This is a genomic window from Mucilaginibacter arboris (assembly GCF_009754915.1).
Lineage (GTDB): Bacteria > Bacteroidota > Bacteroidia > Sphingobacteriales > Sphingobacteriaceae > Mucilaginibacter_A > Mucilaginibacter_A arboris.
Genome location: NZ_WPIK01000015.1, coordinates 33,793 through 52,873 on the forward strand (window position 1 = coordinate 33,793; position 19,081 = coordinate 52,873).

Genomic DNA, 19,081 nt, shown 5'->3' on the forward strand with positions numbered 1-19,081 from the left:
AAGCATAGAAAATTTCTGTTTTTTAGGTGATAAAAGAAGTATAGAAAATAAATTGTATAAAAATTTAAACCGGTTTTAACCAAATGTGGAAATTAATATAAAATTGTTAACATTAATTTAATATAAAAATTTTTTGAACGCCTATCTTTGCTGAAAAATAATAATTTAAAGTCTCTACACTTAATTTCGGCAGCAAACATTAAAAAAACATCTATGAAGAAGTATTTACTATTAATTAGTTTTTTATTTATCCTGAAATTCGCAAATGCGCAGCTTACCACGGGTAGTGTAACCGGAACTATTAGGGATTCTAAAGGAGAATCTTTAATAGGGGCAAGTGTTAGGGCAACACATGTACCATCAGGTTCTGTTTACGGGGCCTCAACTAATGCAAATGGCCAGTTTACTATTCCAAACATGCGTGTAGGCAGTCCATACACTATTGTAGTATCTTACATAGGTTATAATTCACGCACATTTAATGATATAGTTATAAGCTTGGGTAACCCTTTAAAATTGGATGTTGCATTACAAAGCCAAACAGGAACATTGGCTGAAGTGTCGGTTACCGCTACAAAAAATACGGTAATCAGTTCCGAAAGAAACGGAACATCGACCCGGGTTGGCATTACAGAATTACAGCAATTGCCAACTATAACCCGTAACATTCAGGATTTTGCCCGTTTAACACCACAGGCAACCGTTACCAGCAGTAATACAAACGGAGCGCCATTGGGAATTAGCTTTGGTGGAATGAATAGTAAATACAATAGGTTTACAATTGATGGTGCAACAGCAAGTGATGTTTTCGGATTATCCAGCACCGGAACAAATGGCGGACAAGCAAGTGCAAACCCAATTCCTTTAGATGCTATTCAAGAGATGCAAATTGTAGTAGCACCATATGATGTTACTTATGTAGGTTTTGCCGGTGGCGGAATTAATGCGGTAACTAAAAGCGGAACTAACTCTTTCCACGGTTCGGCTTATACTTATTTACAAAACCAAAATGGAATTGGTAAAAGTGTAACTACTGATTTGAAATATGCTGATTTTACTAAAACAATTTATGGAGCAAGCTTAGGTGGGCCGATTGTAAAGGATAAATTATTTTTCTTTGCTGATTTTGAGCGTTCAAAAAATTCAACGCCTCTTGCTTATGATCCAACACAATCTGGATCCGGATCAAAATTTAACCCCTCTGTATTAGAGGATTTAAGAAATTACGTTATCAAAACATATAGTTTTGATCCTGGAAGTTATTCTGCAATTAATAAAGTTACGCCATCTACTACTGTTTTTGGTCGTTTAGACTGGAATATCAACGAAAAAAATAAGTTAACTATTCGGCACAGTTATGTAGATGCAAGTGATTTAGTAATCAGCAGATCTGTAGGAACAATAACTTTTGCAAACAGTGCTTATACTTTTGCCAGCAAAACAAATTCATCCGTGTTAGAGTTAAACAGTTCTTTTTCTAATAATGCTTCCAATGTATTCCGCTTAACTTATAACCGTGTTCGTGACGCCCGGGTTACAGCAGATTTTCCTTCTATATTTATTCAAGATAAAACAAACTCGCTTAACTATAATATAGGTTCAGATTACTCTTCCCCAAGAAATAGCCTTAATCAGGATAACTTTAGCGTTACAGATAATTTTAATTTGTATAAAGGTATTCATACCATCACCTTAGGTACTAATAATGATTTTTATAACACTAATAACGTGTTTCTGCAATACTATTACGGGTATTATACTTATGCCAGTATCGATGCTTTTAAAAACAATGCTACTGTTGCCCCAATAAGTTACCAGGTAGGTTATTCAACTGCCGGCGGTGCAGATAATGCGGCATCAATTATTCATGCAGCACAATTCAGGGTGTATGCACAAGATGCCATGCAAGTAAACGAAAAGTTTAAATTTACTTATGGCATTGGTTTAGAATTGCCAGTGTTTTTTAACAAGCCACTTGCCAACACTGCATTTAACAACTCTGCATTAGCCCAAAGATATAATGTAGCTACTGATAGAACTGTTACCCCAGCTGTTTATGTTACTCCAAGAATGGCCTTTAACTGGGATATTAATGGTGATGGTACTTCTCAGTTACGTGGAGGGGGCGGCGTATTTACAGGGCCTGCACCTTTCGTTTGGTTGTCTAACCAGTATGGCGGTACAGGGGTCAACTCTATCAGATATAGTCCAACCGGAACAGCGCTAAATGCAATACGTTTTAATTATAACCCGAATGATACACACTTGGGTGCACCTTTACCAACAACCACCGTTGCAACAACAGCAACAGAAATTGATGTAACCGATCATAACTTTAAATTTCCGACCATTTTCAGGACTAATTTAGCTTTAGACCAAAAATTACCTTTCTGGGGATTAATCGGTACCGTTGAGGGGTTATATTCTAAAACCTTTAATAACATCCTTTACCAAAACTTAAATGTTGGCCCTCAAAGTGGTGTTACTACCATTGGAAATACAACACGCCCTTATTATAATTTTACCCGTGCAGATGCTAACTATACAGATGTTATTTATTTAACTAACACAAACCAAGGTTATACATATAACGTTACTGCCCAAATACAAAAACCATTAACCAGAGGTTGGACAGGCAGTATTGCTTATACTTATGGGGATGCTTTTTCTGTATCAGACGGAACCAGCTCAACAGCGCTTTCTAACTGGAGATTTGTTTATAATGTAAACGGATTAAACAGTCCTGATCTGTCCCGTGCTAACTTTTCACCAGGTTCCCGTATAGTTGGTTATATTTCCAAATCCTTCAAATATGCCAGCAACAAGTTGGCTACCAATGTTGGAGTAGTATATATCGGGCAGTCTGGCCAAACATTCTCTTATCTTTATGGCAGCGGCAATATCAATGGTGATGATATAACCAGCAAAACTCAATCTCAGGATTTAGCTTACATTCCGGCTAACATTCAACAGGCCCAATTTGTAGATTTTGTACGTACAAATGCTGATAATTCTAAAACTACCGTTACTGCTGCACAACAATGGACAGATTTTCAAAATTTCATTAAGGACAATAGTTATTTAAGAGATCACCAGGGTCAGAACACTACCCGTAACGGAGACAGAATGCCATGGGAAAATCACATAGATTTAAAACTTTCACAGGATTTTTATTTTGTAAAACAACATAAACTGGAAATATCTGTTGACATTCAAAACATAGGAAATTTATTGAATAGCAAATGGGGCAGAGGTTATTACTTAGGCAACCAAAGCTATAACCTTTTTACACCTATCAGCCAAACCAGAACCCCAACCTTTACTTTTGATGCCACAAAACTAACTAACGTTGACGGAACTTTAAGGCCATATACTATTAACGATTTTTCTTCCCGCTGGAGAGGACAGATCAGTGCACGTTACTCTTTCTAACAAACAAAAAACATAAAACTTAATGCAAGCCGTTCCTGTAAAAAGGGACGGCTTTTTTGTTAGCTGCTGTTTTTACCCATATTTTTTTATTATTTATAAATTGAACCCGAATTATTGCTTAATGAGATTGAAAAAACTGAACCGGATTGCTGTTGCAATGCTTCTTTTACCCATCCTTTTCTCATCGTGCAAATCCCGCAAGTATGCTTTAAAAGGTCATCCAGGCCAAATCGTACAACCAGCTGCATCTATCAGCAATAAGTACTCGGAGTTGATGGGTGTTGAGGAAAGCAACATCACTAACGGCCGTTTATATACTTTTATTGATAATTGGATGGGTACGCCTTATCGTTTTGGCGGTTTGGATAAAGATGGTATTGATTGTTCTGGTTTTACTTTTTTGCTGGAACAGCAGGTTTATGGTATCAATTTACCAAGAATGACGGGCCAGCAGGTAACGGTGATCAAACGGAAATATGAGGAACAGTTGCAGGAGGGCGATCTTGTTTTCTTTGATTTCGACGGAAAGAAATTCAGCCATGTTGGCGTTTATCTGCAAAACGATTATGTTGTTCATGCCAGCACCAAAAAAGGGATTATACTGGTTAAATTGCACGATCCGGCCATGTATAAATACTTTTCGCGCTGCGGATCTGTTATTACAGAATGATATTTTTAGGTGGTAAAAGAAGCATCCAATTGTTCCGTTAATTGAACTATGACACAAATCCGTTTATTTCTGCTGCTATTGATGGTTGTATTTGTTTTTCAGGCAAAAGCACAGCAAAAAGCAGTCAGATTACTTACAATCGATCAACTTGAAAAAAGGGTTAGCCATCAAGATACTGTTTTTATCGTTAATTTTTGGGCAACATGGTGCGGCCCTTGCGTTAAAGAACTGCCGGTTTTTGATCAGTTGCAAAAGACGTACAAAAACCAGCCTTTAAAAGTGTTGTTGATTAGCATGGATTTTAAATCGAAATTGAATACTGCTGTTGTTCCTTTCGTACAAAACCATCATTTCACATCCGAAGTTTTTTTAGCAGATAAAAGCAGCGAACAGGAATTTATTGACCGGATTGATAAGAACTGGAGCGGCGCTTTACCCGGAACATTGGTTATCAACACAAAAAAGAACTTACATAAATTTTATGAGCAGGAATTTACTTATCCGGAATTGAATAAATTATATCAAAACTCAAAATAACTATGAAAAGATTGTTTGTTTTATTACTGATTGCTGCTTCCAGTATTGCAGCAAAAGTAGCAGGTCCGGGTTACAAAGTAGGAGACATTGCAACCGATTTTAAACTAAAAAATGTAGATGGAAAAACAGTTTCCTTAACTGATTATCCTGCTGCAAAAGGCTATATTGTTATTTTCACTTGTAACCATTGTCCGTATGCCAGAGCTTACGAATCCCGGATTATGGCTTTAGATAAAATGTATGCTTCTAAAGGTTATCCCGTAATTGCTATCAGTCCGAATGATCCGGCTGCCATTCCGGAGGATTCTCCTGAAAATATGAAGAAGCGGGCAACCGAAAAAAAATATTCTTTTCCTTATTTATTTGATGATACCGGCTTAACTACCAGAACTTATGGCGCTAAAGCAACGCCGCATGTGTATGTATTAAAGAAAACAGCAAAGGGAAACGTTGTACAATATATTGGCGCCATTGATGATGATACAGAAGGTACAAACATCAAAAATAAATATGTAGAAAATGCAGTAAATGCTTTGCTTTCGGGTAAAAACCCGACTATAACCAGCACTAAAGCTATTGGTTGTTCTATTAAATTAAAAGCTATCTGATTAAAATATTCCTGTTAATTTTGGTCCCGGTTTATGAAAAGTAAGGGTCAGTTTAAATTTCGATCATAAAAATTTATAGTGCTTCTTTTATGCCTGTAAATTCTGTTCTTAGGTGTTATACTGATACAAAAAGCACAATAAGCCAAAGGATTTTATGTGGTAAAAGAAGCATAGAAAATAAGCTGAACAAAATTTAAACAGGTGCTAAACCGGGATTTTTTATGCAAAAACCAAAAGAAGATTACTCTTTCTGGACCAAATACAAACGTTTTGCCAGTACAGAAATACTGCTTTATGTAATTATGGTAATCGGGATTATTGTTGGTTTACTGGTTTTTGGATGATGCTACTTTTTAATTAGTGTAAAATGGGCATTATCCGATTCGTAAATAGTTTCATAAAAATCGGTTAACTCTTGATAAGTTTCGGGTGGATAAGTCCCGGCGTTTATCTGTATTTTTCTGTTGTAAAAAAGCTTTCCCTCCTTAACTTCAATTTTAACATTAAAGCTTCCAAAAGGAGTAGAAGATTCTACATTTCGCGGACGTTGCTCTATTTTATAATCGTCCGGCAATTGATAAACAATTTCATCTTTATCTACATAACCATGGTTAATGCAAACTGGTAAAACCCGGTTGCGTACTTCTTTTAAAGGATGTTTTATAAAATTAACGCGGTTAACCGGCACTACAAACCTACCGTCGTTAAGCGTGCAATAGTTTGGTGCATCGAGGTCAATCGTTTCATAAGCAACAGGTTGTTGTGTTTTTTCCTGTTTCAGGTTGAATGATTTAATATTCAAATTTTCGATCAGGTAAACCTGCTGCAAATTTTTGATCTGTTCCTGGTAAGGCTCGCCGGCTAATTCGTCGCGGTTATCGTATTGTTCGCCTTCAAAACGGGTTTCCATTTTACCGTTCAGCATACCATCTTTATCGATAGAAAAAGTACATTTTCTAATTTGCAGGTTTGATGAAGTTTTATATTCTGTCGTACGCATCAGTTTTCCGCCTTGCTCGTTGCAGGCAACTACATTTCTTCCGTCTGTAAAATCTCCCAAAAAACCGAATGGAATTTCTTTACTGGTACATTCAAGCCACGTTGTATCATTTTTAAAAGGCACACACAAAATGATATGATTGCCTTGTAAGCTTGCAAATGTTGGATCGATGCTTCTTTTACGGTAATGGTCTCCGTAAACAATACAATAATAAGAATCTATTCCTGCAACTTTCAGCAAGCCTCTTGTATAGTTTACCAAACCTTTGCAATCACCGTAACTTAACTGATCTACTTCACTTGCTAATGTAGGCTGATAACCACCAACACCTATTTGCACGCTGATGTAGCGTGTTTTCTGCTGCATGTATTCGTAAATCTTTTTTGCTTTTTGCTTCGGGTCAGGAATATCTTTTACCAGATCACGGATGTAAACAGCCGTTTGAGCCGGAATTTCATCGCGTCCTTTTAATAAAGTGCTGGCCATCCATTTGCTAAACTCGTCCCAATTGGTAAAAGAACCAGGCTTGCCACCGAAAGAAAATTTTTCCGGAACTACTTCTACAGAAGTTAAAAAAGTATGCGGATCTGGCAGGTAAGGTTCATTTCGAAGCGCTTTAATATTACTGATCTGCCAGCTATAAATTTTCTGATCTTTAATTGTCTCCGTTTGCATTTTGCCCTGAAAGTTGTTTTCCTTGATACGAAGGTTAAGATCTGGTTTGCAAATCACTTTAAAAGAACTTTTTTCTACAGCAATTTCCGGTGCTGATTCTGGTTGCCATTGAGGTAATGCCAAACTTTGGTGCTGCTTAATTTCGTACTCAAATTCTACCGTGTAAGGATAACTGTTAACCGACGGCTTAAAATGCTTCACGCGGTCATCTTCATACAAAGAAAAATTGCTGATTACACTTACATCATTAAAATCACGTTCAGAAAATTTTCCTGTTGGCAATCCGAATTCGTTATAAACTACTCCTTTTACCGATTTAATTTGACGGCTTTTATCGTAGCCAATTGCAATCCTGGCATAATCATCACCGTTTTTATTTAAAATAGTAATTGCTTCTTTTAGGTGGTAAATTACGTTGTCGGGTTCTTTAATTTCTATTGTCTCTTCCAGGTTCCTTACCACCGCAGTGGCATAAGGTTTCAGGTTTTGAGGAATAGCAGCTACATCATAAGGATTTTGTGCAAAGCCAAAAAACGATATGCAGAGCAGCAGAAGGATAGCTAAAGTTGCTTTCATTTTTTCTTTTTAAAGATGATTTCTGCTCGTTCTGATTGCACAATTTTGTTAAACAGCTCTTTTAAATAAGGATATTCTTCCGGTTCATAAACTGATTTATTAAGCTGTTTCACTTCAGAAAAACTAAACGCGCTGCCATCAACATCAATTTGGGTTTGATACTGGCCGCCATGTGCAGGAAGCGCAATGCCAATATCTGCTGGTTTACTTACAATTTCATACTGTTCCGGAAAAATTACACGGATCATGGTTTTTGTTTCAGAAGGCGCCCCCCAGTTAACCGGATAAGTCCTTTCCTGAAGTTTAAACGGGTTTTCGGTAGTTCTGTCCATAAAAAACGGATTGAAAGAAAACTGTTCTTTGCCTAATTTTTCATAAGCATTAATTTCTATTTCGTAAACTTCGCTTAATGGTTTTTCGTTATCATCTAAATTCTGGATTTCTGATTTAAGTATTTTAATTTTTGGCATACTTTCATCCAGGTTTTCTACATATTCATCAACGCTGTTAAATTTTTTTATCTTGTTACGTTTGTTATAAGCTTCATAACCAAATGAGTAATGGCTCATGGTGCCTTTCAACTTTCCGTTTTCATCCAAAGCCAAATTTAAATTGTAAACAGAGCTTTCTTTTTGCGATGCTTTTAAATCGGTCCAGTAAGAGGGTTTATCCAGGCTGATCACTCTTCCCTGGTCGTTAATGCAACGGATCGGCAGCAAACCAAAAGGCAGCAGCGGGTCGGTTGCATCCAGTAAATACTTCTGATCGCCAATATCTACTTGTGCAATTACATAATTAAACTCGCTTACTACCGGAAAAAGTTTGTTGATCAAACCATTATTTCTGGTAGAAAGTATGACCGCTTCGGATTGTAAACCAGCCGCAGATAAAGCAGAAACCAAAGCCAGGTTAATATCGGCCGAACTACCTGAACGCTTGTCTAATGCTTTTTTTATGCCATCAACACTGTATTTTTCAACATCGTTATCCCATTTAAACCATTTTTGCAGGTAACTGTAAACTGCTTTTGCTTTGGCGAGGTCATCAGTGGCACCGGCTGTAATTGCTGGAATTTTATCTTTAAACAAATCCTTCCGTTTCATCTGTTTGCCAAACATTTCGTCCCGCTTCAATTCATCGTCAACATCTGTCCATTGTTTGGTAATTTTATGTTTGATGCCGTGATAATCTGTAAATTCCGACAATTCAAAATATATGGCCGAAATAAAGTTGGAAGGTGCAGTCATGTATTTTTCTTCTACAAAAGCCGGAATATCTGTCATTGCATAAGTAATTACAGAACAATCTGCTTTAAAGCCGCCGCCTGGCGTAAAACACTCGCGTTCTAAAACTGCTGCATTTTTGGTCAGTTTCCTGCCTCCGCGAAGCGAAACATTGTAATTATAAACGGCTGGAATATGTGCAATGTATTCGCTGTAAACTTTAGGAATATCGGTTTGAAAATCCCAGCTTTTAAAGTTAAAAACAAAAGGGGAAACCAGCGTATATTTATATTCGATAATACAGCCGTCTTTTAAATTGGGCATGGCAAACCTTACCTGGTTGAGGTATTTCGATTTATTTTCCTTGTAAATCTTCGATTTATCAAGCGCATACGACTGGGCAATACCGTTTTCATCATTATAAAAAGTAATGCCTTCAACGCCTTCAACCGTTTCTTCCCGTTCTTCCTGCTTGTGCAAGCGTATAATTACATCGCCGTGTTTAAAACCTTTACTATTGAAAATTTTAATTCTGACATGATATTCAAATACAAGTGGCGAACCTTCGCGATTGCTTATCTGTGCTGTGCCAAACTCTCTTAAAACTACTGCATTTGCAGCCGAATCTTTGCTGTAAGTTTTCATATTAAGCTCATCCGCAGCATATTTTCCATAATCAAAGTCCTGGGCATAAGCTTTTATTCCTGCTAACAGCAGTAAATAAATAAGTAAATGTTTTTTCAAGTGATGAAGGTTTTGGTAGTCAATATTAAAATACTTTTACGACAATTCAAATGCCTTGTTAATAAAAAAACAGGCATAAAAGAAGCATGCTAATACAAGTAATTTTTTGGGTTCTGATGGTTTTTACGACCTTAGCGCTTTATTTACACCATGAAATTAAATTTAAAACGTCCGCTTGCATTTTTTGACCTGGAAACAACAGGCGTACATATTGGCAACGACCGGATTGTAGAGATGTCCATCATTAAAATGAACGAAGATGGAAGTGAAGAAGTAAAGACCTGGCGTTTTAATCCCGGCATGCCAATTCCGCTCGAATCATCCTTAGTTCATGGCATTTATGATGAACATGTTAAAGATGAACCAGCTTTTAAAGAAGTTGGGGCAGAGATAGCAGCATTTTTAACAAACAGCGACCTTGCAGGATACAATTCTAACAAGTTTGATATCCCAATGCTGATGGAAGAATTTTTAAGGGCTGAAGTTGACTTCGACCTGGAAAACCGTCATTTTGTAGATGTGCAAAATATTTTCCACCAGATGGAGCAGCGTACTTTACGTGCGGCTTACCAGTTTTACTGCGGAAAAGACATTATCAACGCGCATTCTGCAGAAGCTGATACCCGCGCAACGATGGAAGTTTTGTTAGCGCAAATTATGAAATACGAAGGCGTGGAATGGGAAAATAAAAAGGGTGTAAAAACAGTACCGGTGGTAAATGATGTAGAAGCTTTACATCAATTTACCAATCTTTCTAAGCCGGTTGATTTTGCCGGGAGAATGGTTTTTAACGAAAGCGGCGAAGAGCTGTTTAACTTTGGAAAACACAAAGGCAAAAGGGTAGAAGATGTGTTCCAGTTGGAGCCGAGCTATTACGCCTGGATGATGCAGGGCGATTTTCCGTTATATACCAAACGCCGTTTGGAAGCAATTTACAAACGCTGGACTGCCAAAAAGAACCAGTCAAAACCGCAGCAGCCAAAACCGGAAACGCAAAACAGGCCGCCGCAGCCAAAGCAAGATCAGGCTGTACCCGAAAATCAGAATCAAAATCAGCCGAAGCCTTATGTAAAACCGGCACAGCCTGGTAATCAAAGTCAAAGGCCGCAGCAACAGCAAAGGCCTCAGCATAAACCAAATTATCAGCAACAGCCGCGAAAGGAACAAAAACCAGCAGAACCAATTAATGATGACATGCTGAACCAGTTGAAAATGAAGTTTGGCAAATAAAATAATACTTCTTTTACCGATTAATAATTGGTGTTACTAAACCTGTAACACCTTTTTTTATGCCTTAAAAGAAGCATTGCTTTCTTATTTTTTTCACCAAAAAAGAAAAAATATAAAAGTTTGAGGTTATGGAAAAAAAAGTTTTCTTTGCAAAACTTATTTAGACTTAATCCAAATAAAAATGAATAAAAGTAGCCTTAACTTTATTACCTTACTTATCTCCCTGCTTTTTTACAAACAAAGCTTTGCACAGCAACAGAATGCAAGCATCAAAGGGCACATTACAACTTCTGATAATAAACCGGCAGAATATGTTTCTGTTATTTTAAATGATAAAGGTGCTGGAACATTAACCAATGCTAATGGCGATTATGTATTTCATAAATTAAGGGCAGGAAATTATTTAATCAGGGTTTCTGCAGTTGGTTTATCTTCACAAAGCAAAACAATCGATTTGAAAAACGGCGAGGCCAGAACAGCAGATTTTATGCTTAATGAAAACGCCAGGCAGCTAAAAGAAGTAAATATCAACGCCAGTAAAAACAATAAGTTTATTGTTAAACAAAGCGAAACAGTAGGAAAAATTCCGTTAACGCAGTTGGAAAACCCACAGGTTTATACTTCCATCAGTAAAGATTTAATGACTGAGCAATTGGTTTTTTCGGTTGATGATGCCATTCGTAATGCGCCTGGTATCCAAATGATGTGGCAGGCAACAAGCCGCAGCGGCGATGGCGGCAGCTATTATAATTCACGCGGTTTCATTGTTCAAAGTCAGTTTAGAAATGGTTTGGCAGGTATTATAACTTCCACCAACGATGCGGCTAATATTGATAAAGTAGAAGTGGTTAAAGGCCCATCTGCCACACTGTTTGGCAGCGCTTTTACATCATACGGCGGTTTAATCAATCGTACAACCAAAAAGCCTTTTGATACTTTTGGTGGCGAAGTAGCTTATTCTGCAGGAAGTTATGGTTTTAACCGTTTAAGTGTTGATATAAATACACCGCTTGATCCGGCAAAAAAAGTATTATTCCGTTTAAATGCTGCCGGAAATTACAAAGGCAGTTTTCAGGATGCGGGCTTTAAACAAAGCATTTTTATTGCACCAAGCTTATCTTATCAGGCTACAAAACGTTTATCGTTTTCGTTTGATGCAGAACTTTCTTATGGTAAGGGTACCGGCGATCAATTTATTTTCTTTGATCAATCTGTAGCGGCTTTAGGTGTGAACAGTGCAGAAAAAGTAAACATCGATTATAAAAAAGCTTATTTCTCCAATGATCTGATCCAAAATTCGCAAAGCAATAACTTTTACGGGCAAGCTGTTTATAAGATTTCTGATCAATGGATATCACAAACCAACTTTTCTGCCTCTAACAGTTACTCTAACGGACACGGGCCTTATTTTTATTTGGTGCCAAAAGATTCGCTATCCAGAAATGATCAGGCTACCAGAAATAGTAAAGCAGCTTATATAGAAGCCCAGCAAAATTTTAATGGAGATTTTAAAATCGGTGGCCTGCGCAATCGTTTTGTTGGTGGTTTAGACTTTACGCGCATCAATTCGCAACAGTTTTTTTACGGCGCAACACTTCCTAAAAATATTTCAACCATTGGCCAGCCTTCCAACTATTATGATTTTAACAGGGCAAATTTAGATGCTGAATATGCTAAAGCAAATCCATACGGTTATAACACTTATCCTTACGGCTTCAGAAATAATACTTATAGTGCTTATGTATCTGATGTATTGAACATTACTGATAATTTATTAGCTTCGGCAGGTGTACGCATCGATCGTTTTGATAACCAAACCAGTGCTTACAAACAAACTGCTTATTCGCCAAAATTTGGCTTGGTTTATCAGCCAATAAAAGATGTAGTTTCTTTGTTTGCCAATTATCAAAATGGTTTTGTTAATCAAAACGGCACAGATTTTAACGGCAAATCCTTCAAACCAGAACAAGCCAATCAAACCGAAGGCGGCGTAAAATTGGATGCATTTGGCGGCAAATTGAGCAGCACTTTGAGTTATTATTATATCGAAGTAAAAGATATTTTGAGAGCTGATCCGGCACATGCAAATTTTTCCATCCAAAACGGAACACAGTTGAGCAAAGGTTTGGAAGCCGAAGTAATTGCCAATCCGTTTGAAGGTTTTAATGTTGTTGCAGGCTTTGGTTACAATGATTCAAGATATATCAACGCCAATGCAGATGTGGATGGCCGCCGCCCTTCAACAGCTTCTTCGCCTTATAATACTAATTTGTGGTTAAGCTATCGTATCATGCATGGTTATGTAAAAGGTTTGGGTTTTGGCGTAGGCGGAAATTATGCTAGCGAAAATCACATTGTCAACAGTGCAAGCCTTGGTGTTTTCAGCTTGCCGTCTTATACCGTTTTGAATGCTTCTACTTTTTATGACCTCAAAAAATACAGGTTTGGGTTGAAGTGTGACAATTTCACCAACAAAAAATACTGGATCGGATACACTACCATGAACCCGCAACAATTAATAAGCGTTGTTGGAAGCATAGCGTATAAATTCTAATTTTCAATAGATTTTAATCGGATGAAAGCTTGAAAAAGAAAAACAATACATCCTTATTTAAAAAAGTAAATGCCTTTTTACACCTCTGGCTCGGATTAATTTCCGGGCTGGTGGTGTTTATTGTTTCTATAACGGGTTGCTTGTTCTCTTTTCAAAAGGAAATTAGCGATGTAGTTTATCGAAAAGAATTTTTTATAACGCCACAGGCATCAGGCAAAACTTTGCCAATTACAAGGCTTAAACAAATTGCTGACCATTCCTTAGGTATTCCGTCTAATTTTATTACTACTTACCAAAAAGATAAAACGCACACCTGGGAATTTATGTGTTATAAACCGGGCGATCAAAAATCGTTTTTCTGGTTTGGAACGATTGATAGTTATAAATCAGTTTTTATTAATCCTTATTCCGGCAAAATAACAGGCGTTATGGATTATAAGAACAATTTTTTTGTGATTGTAAAATCCATCCATTGGAGCTTATTACTGAACGATAAATACGGACAGCCAATTGTTGGATATTCTACCTTGATATTTGTAATCCTGCTCATTTCCGGCTTGATTTTATGGTGGCCAAAAAACCTGAAAAAAGCAAACTTTGATAAAAGCTTTAAAATAAAATGGAAAGCCGGATTTAAAAGATTGAATTACGATCTGCATAATGTTCCAGGTTTTTATGCTTTGTTTATCGGTATAATTTTAGGTCTTACCGGGATGGTTTTCGCGATGAAATGGTTTGAAACTTCGGTTTATATACTTACAAATCAATCTTTAAAACCACCTGTATTTAAAAGTATCAATTCTGATACAACGCAAAAAGCTTTAAACAATCCCCTGGATATTGCTTTTTTTACTGCTAAAAGAAGCATGCCCGAAGCACAGCGAATTGGATTGAGCCCGGCAACAGGTACAAAAGGTGCAATTTATATTTTAGGTTATCGTGGTAAAGAAATTTATTACGATTACGACCAATTGCAGTTTGACCAGTACACCGGAAAGCTGCTGAACCGGCAGAATTTTCGAGACAAAAACAGTGGTGAGAAAATTATCGGCATGAACTATGACATTCATGTTGGCGCTATTCTGGGTTTGCCAGGAAAAATATTGGCTTTTTTAGCCAGTTTAATTTGTGCCAGTTTACCGGTTACCGGTTTTATTATTTGGTTAGGGAAGAAGAAAAAATCGAAGCAAAAAGTTCGACGAAGTTTACAGCACTTAAAAAGCTTTAAAAAACGAAATATAGTTTTGAACAGGTAAAAATTCTATTTGTACATTTTTATATGATAAAAGAAGCATTTTGAACTTTTAACTATTCTTTAAAAATGAAATATTCCTCGTCAAACCCGAAAATTTCGTTCTTTTTACTGCGGAGTTTTTAAAAACCTTTTTAAAGGTATCTTCTGTAATTTCTTCCCAGTCAGCTTTGGTCATCGCCATTAATTCTGGCGGCGGTTGAAAAGCAGGTTCGTTATGCAGCACAGAAAAACGGTTCCAGGGACAAACTTCCTGACAAATATCACAGCCAAACATCCAATTGTCGGTTTTTCCTTTAAACTCTTGTGGGATTTCGTTTTTCAGCTCAATAGTTAAATACGAAATGCAGCGGCTGCCATCTACAACAGCGGGCGCAACAATAGCTTCGGTAGGGCAGGCATCCATGCAACGGGTACAGGTTCCGCAATGGTCCTGAGTTGGTTCAACATCATATTCTAATTCTAAGTCAATAATCAATTCAGCCAAAAAAAAGAAAGAACCTTTTTGCTTGCTTATCAAATTTCCGTTTTTGCCAATCCAGCCTAAGCCTGCTTTTTTTGCCCAGGCACGATCTAAAACCGGGGCAGAATCTACAAAAGCGCGTCCGTTCACTTCACCGGTTTGTTCCCGTATAAAATTTAACAGTAAAAAAAGCTTTTGCTTGATCACGTCATGATAATCGGCACCAAAAGCATAACGTGAAATTTTTGGCGCTTCGGGATCGAGCTGCTGCTGCTCAGAATAATAATTCAGCCCTAAAGAAATAACAGATTTGGCGCCATCAACCAATAAACGCGGGTCGAGCCGTTTATCAAAATGGTTTTCCATATAAGTCAGTTCTCCATGAAAACCTTTTTGAAGCCAGCTTTCTAACCGCGGCGCTTCTTCTTCTAAAAAACCGGCTTTGGCAATGCCGCAGAATAAAAATCCGAGCTTTTCTGCTTCGGCTTTAATCAATTGGCTGTAAACTGGTTTTTGCAGAGACGACATTACTTACAAAGATAAAGCTTTAACGGGTTTAATTACGAAAGTCAGTTTGAACACAATTACTTGTTGATAAAAAATGACTATTAATAGCTATTGATGATAGCAATAAGGAAATGGAGATTAGGATACCATTTAACCTAAAAAGCAAACTTTATTATGGCACAACTAACCTATAACAGTAAAAGCGGAAAAGATTATTTAAACATTCTTTTTTGAATGCATCTTATATTTATAAAAGAAAGCAGTCTATGTTGTAAAATCTTCTTCTTATTTTGCAGTTACAAGTCTTTTAATATAAACTGAGTTTTTGCTGTTAAGGTATTTTATAGAAACAAAATCTAATTTTACATGAAAAATCAATACCTCATTTATTTTTTACTTTTTATTTTTTTAAGCAGTTGCAGCGTTCTGTCTGATAGTCAGCTTAAAAACATCAACGTTTATGCAACTGCGGCTAAAGCTTATTCCGATTATCCGGGCGAAGTGATAAGGCATTATGCTTTGTTAAACCAGGATAACCGGATTTTAAAAGCAAGCAGTCTAAAAGATCTGCCCCTTGTACTTTCAGCTTTAAATAGTGCTACTGAAAATTATCAATTCAGAATAAACCAAGCAGATCAGTTCGACCTGTCATTAAAATTGTTTCAGCAATATGTGAGTTTGATGGCCACATTAAGTGCAGAAGATTATGTAAATGATTTAACCAGCAGTAGCAAAGCATTGGGCGAAAGCAGTACCGATCTGGTAAAACAGTATAATGCTAAAGCCTCCAAAAAGTTGCCGGATGAAATAGGAGAGAAGCTTTCTTCTGCTGTTTTTATTGTTGGAAAAAGGTGGGTTAAAAACAGGCAGGCAAAAGCTTTAAAAGAATTTATTCCGGCAGGAAACGTGCTGGTAGCTACAATGGTAGATAACCTGGTTGCCGGATTGGAAGGTAAAGACGCGGGTTCTTTTAAAGATTTAATTAGTTTAAGCAGAAGTGATTTTAAAGATAAATATGAAATAATTGTTCTATCAGAAAAAAACGGTATTAACTATCCCAATTTAAAAGTTTATTACGAAACCTTAAATCGCTATGATTCTTTAGAAGTTTTACGGGCACAATGCGTATTGTCGGCAAATAAGGTTAAAAGCTGTCACGAAAAATTAACTCAGGATATTCAAAATAAAAAGAAACTAAAAACAATTTTTACTGAAAGTAGCGATTTGATTGCTGATATCAGAAAGCTTAAAGATGCATATCAAACCTTTGCGGATTAAAATAAAAATTGAACCTCTAATATAAACGGCCATGAATACAGAAGCAATGAACGTATTAAAGCAAATCAGGGAAACTACAAACCAATTGCAAGAGGAATTAGACGATCCGTATTATCAAAATCATACCGACGACCGGATACTTTTAGAATCGATGCTGAATAACCTATATGATCAGGAAGATTTAATTATCAATAACACGATCCAAAATATTGTTCAGCAATTAAATGAAGGGAACAACAAGTTGCAGTTGCTAATTGATAAGATGTCTGCTTCCAGCAATCAGATTGCAAAATTAAATGTTGTAGTTAAAAAAGTTTCGGATATTATTGCAGCGCTTGTGAAGATAACAACGGTAGCAGTTTCGGCAGGTTTACTTTAACCAATTTACCTTCTAATTTTAATAATGGTTTTTCTAAAGAAACAACCTGCAGCAAAAACAATGAAGTTGTTTAAACTTTTTTTCTGGCCTTCTTTTTTGGGAGCCGATGCTTCTTTTATCACCTAAAAATGTTGGTCGTTAGGTTTTGTTTTTAGGGGTTGATGCTTCTTTTATCACCTAAAAAATGTTGACCTTCACTAAAGACCTATAAGGTTTTCAAAACCTTATAGGTCTTTAGTGGATTAAATGTAAACACCAATTTTACCCGGTAAAAGAAGCATGGGCACCAAACCTGGGCCTGCCGAAGGACCAAATTTAAATGGGTGCCAAAAAGTTTAAACAACCTCAATGTTATACTTCTTTTATCAATGCTTTTATGGAATTAACATTTCATACTTCCGTTTTAAGTTTTAAATCAGATCAAAAGAAATAGCAAAACGGATAAGTTTTGATAAACAGTTAATTTCTAACTTTCTTAAAATACTTTTCCGGTGGTTGTTGACTGTGTGCTTGCTGATAAAAAGTGAATCAGAAATTTCCTGGCTGTTGCTTCCCAGTGCAATCAGCCGGACCAACTCTTTTTCTCGTTTGGTAAGTAAATTAAACTTGCGGTAGTTCTGGCTGATAAACATGTTTTCTTCAAAAACCCGGTTTAACTTGTTGCCCAGGTTGTTTAAAGTATTGGCCTCGATAGCCAGGTGCATAATCATATTTGTTTCGCCAGGCTCATCGGCGCAGCAAAGCCTTGAACTTGTAAAATACCATTTGTACTCGCTGCGGTCATTCGGCCGTACACGTTGCAAAAAAGAATGGACCGCATTATGGTCGTTTTGTGCTATAAACTTTTGCAAACCTATGTTTAAAAACTGTATTTCTTCTTTCGGGAAAAACTTATTAAAGTATTCCGGCCCTAAAGCTTGTAATTCTTCCCGGCTGTGTTTTAAAATATTACAGCCGCTTTTGTTCATGTAGATATTGGTATTGGTAGCTAAATCATGTACCATCAGGTTTCCGGGAACATAATCACCCACATCCTGAATGGTAAATAAACCTTTTTTAAACTGGTTCCCAATACTAAAAAACTGGGCTTTGCAATTGTTCTCCAACTGCTGGTGGTAAAGTGCGGTTGTGACCATATTAGTTTGGATTATAAACGATTAGCAACCAAAACTATAAAAAATGGTATTTTTTAACTAAGAAACTTTATGTCGTGAAAGTAAATAAAGGTTTTGATAAATACTATTATTTGCAACTATTTTGTTACATTTTTTAATGGGAATAATCCTTCCTCAAATTCAAATGCTCTTTTTATCGAAGCTTTTTATTGAACCTAACCATTTATTTGCTTAGCTGGTTACTAAAAATTATTTTTCGTTCACTACAAGCAAACAATAAAGGCAGCAGTTTCTTTTTACGTTAATCAATCAACCACAATATGGCAACTACAAATAATTTAAATGACACAGCGGAAGAACAGCCGTTAACTACAACAGGAGGACCTACAGACCAGTTAGCACCGGAAGGCGATGCTAAAGATAATCAGGACTTTGAAGATGATGATGATGCACCCTTAGATGATGAACTGGCTGCGAACAGTTCTGATTTTGATGATGAACCTATTGAGGATGAAGACGAAGACCTGGATGATGACGAAGTAAAGCGTTTATTTCCGGGAGAAGACAGTTATACAGAAGATGAAGATGATGACGAACCTTACGAAGGCATCCGTCACGGCGATCAGGAAGATGAGGGGTTGGTAGATGATAACATGACCGGTATGCCAGTCATTCCGTCGCCATCTTAATAAATACAAGTATTTTATATTTTGTACAACCTTTTCGGGCAAGTTTAAATAAGCTTGCTTTTTTTATGCCATAAAAACAGTATGGCCAGGATTTATTAAGCGGAAAACCAATTTCTTTTGACCTGAAAAGCTTTAACTTTGCCAGCTAC

General features: G+C 36.8%; 15 protein-coding genes. 11 read left to right on the top strand and 4 right to left on the bottom strand.

Annotated features, from left to right (window positions below; all coding sequences use genetic code 11):
• Positions 1-213: 213 nt before the first annotated feature.
• From GO621_RS15365 to GO621_RS19240, 5 genes are all read left to right on the top strand, one after another.
• Positions 214-3,432 carry a TonB-dependent receptor gene (locus GO621_RS15365; RefSeq protein WP_157568610.1) on the top strand — a complete coding sequence of 1,073 codons (3,219 nt, stop codon included), beginning with the start codon at positions 214-216 and terminating at the stop codon, positions 3,430-3,432.
• Between the two features lie 121 nt (positions 3,433-3,553).
• Positions 3,554-4,102 (top strand): C40 family peptidase, encoded by a 549-nt coding sequence (locus GO621_RS15370; RefSeq protein WP_157568612.1) that lies wholly within the window; start codon positions 3,554-3,556, stop codon positions 4,100-4,102.
• Positions 4,103-4,150: 48 nt separating this feature from the next.
• Complete coding sequence (locus tag GO621_RS15375; protein ID WP_157568614.1) at positions 4,151-4,639, top strand: TlpA disulfide reductase family protein; 489 nt, start codon at positions 4,151-4,153, stop codon at positions 4,637-4,639.
• Positions 4,640-4,641: 2 nt separating this feature from the next.
• Positions 4,642-5,247 (top strand): thioredoxin family protein, encoded by a 606-nt coding sequence (locus tag GO621_RS15380; protein WP_157568616.1) that lies wholly within the window; start codon positions 4,642-4,644, stop codon positions 5,245-5,247.
• A 221-nt stretch (positions 5,248-5,468) separates the two neighbouring features.
• A complete protein-coding gene (locus GO621_RS19240; RefSeq protein ID WP_262884998.1) occupies positions 5,469-5,591 on the top strand; it encodes a hypothetical protein in 123 nt (40 codons plus the stop codon).
• Positions 5,592-5,593: 2 nt separating this feature from the next.
• On the opposite strand, the gene GO621_RS15385 is transcribed toward GO621_RS19240, so the two are convergent.
• Both GO621_RS15385 and GO621_RS15390 read right to left on the bottom strand, forming a co-directional pair.
• The gene (locus GO621_RS15385; protein ID WP_157568618.1) at positions 5,594-7,498 is read right to left on the bottom strand and encodes a DUF3857 domain-containing protein; all 1,905 of its coding nucleotides are present in this window, start codon (positions 7,496-7,498) and stop codon (positions 5,594-5,596) included.
• Entirely contained in the window at positions 7,495-9,465 is a 1,971-nt protein-coding gene (locus GO621_RS15390) for a DUF3857 domain-containing protein (protein WP_157568620.1), read from the bottom strand. The genes GO621_RS15385 and GO621_RS15390 overlap by 4 nt, the downstream gene beginning before the upstream one ends.
• A 150-nt stretch (positions 9,466-9,615) precedes the next feature.
• Here GO621_RS15390 and GO621_RS15395 point away from each other — a divergent pair, with 150 nt between their 5' ends.
• The 3 genes from GO621_RS15395 (at position 9,616) to GO621_RS15405 (ending at position 14,505) form a co-directional block, all read left to right on the top strand.
• Positions 9,616-10,695 carry an exonuclease domain-containing protein gene (locus GO621_RS15395; RefSeq protein ID WP_157568622.1) on the top strand — a complete coding sequence of 360 codons (1,080 nt, stop codon included), beginning with the start codon at positions 9,616-9,618 and terminating at the stop codon, positions 10,693-10,695.
• A gap of 181 nt (positions 10,696-10,876) precedes the next feature.
• Complete coding sequence (locus tag GO621_RS15400; protein ID WP_157568624.1) at positions 10,877-13,249, top strand: TonB-dependent receptor; 2,373 nt, start codon at positions 10,877-10,879, stop codon at positions 13,247-13,249.
• A gap of 29 nt (positions 13,250-13,278) precedes the next feature.
• Entirely contained in the window at positions 13,279-14,505 is a 1,227-nt protein-coding gene (locus GO621_RS15405; protein WP_157568626.1) for a PepSY-associated TM helix domain-containing protein, read from the top strand.
• A 48-nt stretch (positions 14,506-14,553) separates the two neighbouring features.
• Here the strand turns inward: GO621_RS15405 and queG are convergent, their stop codons facing one another.
• Entirely contained in the window at positions 14,554-15,492 is a 939-nt protein-coding gene (queG, locus tag GO621_RS15410) for a tRNA epoxyqueuosine(34) reductase QueG (protein WP_157568628.1), read from the bottom strand.
• A gap of 345 nt (positions 15,493-15,837) precedes the next feature.
• On the opposite strand from queG, the gene GO621_RS15415 reads away from it, so the two are divergent.
• Both GO621_RS15415 and GO621_RS15420 read left to right on the top strand, forming a co-directional pair.
• On the top strand, positions 15,838-16,749 hold the full coding sequence (locus GO621_RS15415) for a hypothetical protein (protein ID WP_157568629.1): 912 nt from the start codon (positions 15,838-15,840) through the stop codon (positions 16,747-16,749).
• Between the two features lie 31 nt (positions 16,750-16,780).
• Positions 16,781-17,128, top strand: a complete 348-nt coding sequence (locus GO621_RS15420) for a hypothetical protein (protein WP_157568631.1) — start codon at positions 16,781-16,783, stop codon at positions 17,126-17,128.
• 410 nt (positions 17,129-17,538) lie between these two features.
• On the opposite strand, the gene GO621_RS15425 is transcribed toward GO621_RS15420, so the two are convergent.
• A complete protein-coding gene (locus tag GO621_RS15425; RefSeq protein WP_157568633.1) occupies positions 17,539-18,264 on the bottom strand; it encodes a response regulator transcription factor in 726 nt (241 codons plus the stop codon).
• Positions 18,265-18,563: 299 nt separating this feature from the next.
• On the opposite strand from GO621_RS15425, the gene GO621_RS15430 reads away from it, so the two are divergent.
• Positions 18,564-18,932 carry a hypothetical protein gene (locus GO621_RS15430; RefSeq protein ID WP_157568635.1) on the top strand — a complete coding sequence of 123 codons (369 nt, stop codon included), beginning with the start codon at positions 18,564-18,566 and terminating at the stop codon, positions 18,930-18,932.
• Positions 18,933-19,081 lie beyond the last annotated feature (149 nt).

What these genes read in the sequence shown, in the direction of transcription:
- GO621_RS15365 (WP_157568610.1), top strand. Translation starts at nt 214, where the DNA reads ATGAAGAAGTATTTACTATTAATTAGTTTTTTATTTATCCTGAAATTC.
- GO621_RS15370 (WP_157568612.1), top strand. Translation starts at nt 3,554, where the DNA reads ATGAGATTGAAAAAACTGAACCGGATTGCTGTTGCAATGCTTCTTTTA.
- GO621_RS15375 (WP_157568614.1), top strand. Translation starts at nt 4,151, where the DNA reads ATGACACAAATCCGTTTATTTCTGCTGCTATTGATGGTTGTATTTGTT.
- GO621_RS15380 (WP_157568616.1), top strand. Translation starts at nt 4,642, where the DNA reads ATGAAAAGATTGTTTGTTTTATTACTGATTGCTGCTTCCAGTATTGCA.
- GO621_RS19240 (WP_262884998.1), top strand. Translation starts at nt 5,469, where the DNA reads ATGCAAAAACCAAAAGAAGATTACTCTTTCTGGACCAAATACAAACGT.
- GO621_RS15385 (WP_157568618.1), bottom strand. Translation starts at nt 7,498, where the DNA reads ATGAAAGCAACTTTAGCTATCCTTCTGCTGCTCTGCATATCGTTTTTT.
- GO621_RS15395 (WP_157568622.1), top strand. Translation starts at nt 9,616, where the DNA reads ATGAAATTAAATTTAAAACGTCCGCTTGCATTTTTTGACCTGGAAACA.
- GO621_RS15400 (WP_157568624.1), top strand. Translation starts at nt 10,877, where the DNA reads ATGAATAAAAGTAGCCTTAACTTTATTACCTTACTTATCTCCCTGCTT.
- queG (WP_157568628.1), bottom strand. Translation starts at nt 15,492, where the DNA reads ATGTCGTCTCTGCAAAAACCAGTTTACAGCCAATTGATTAAAGCCGAA.
- GO621_RS15415 (WP_157568629.1), top strand. Translation starts at nt 15,838, where the DNA reads ATGAAAAATCAATACCTCATTTATTTTTTACTTTTTATTTTTTTAAGC.
- GO621_RS15420 (WP_157568631.1), top strand. Translation starts at nt 16,781, where the DNA reads ATGAATACAGAAGCAATGAACGTATTAAAGCAAATCAGGGAAACTACA.
- GO621_RS15425 (WP_157568633.1), bottom strand. Translation starts at nt 18,264, where the DNA reads ATGGTCACAACCGCACTTTACCACCAGCAGTTGGAGAACAATTGCAAA.
- GO621_RS15430 (WP_157568635.1), top strand. Translation starts at nt 18,564, where the DNA reads ATGGCAACTACAAATAATTTAAATGACACAGCGGAAGAACAGCCGTTA.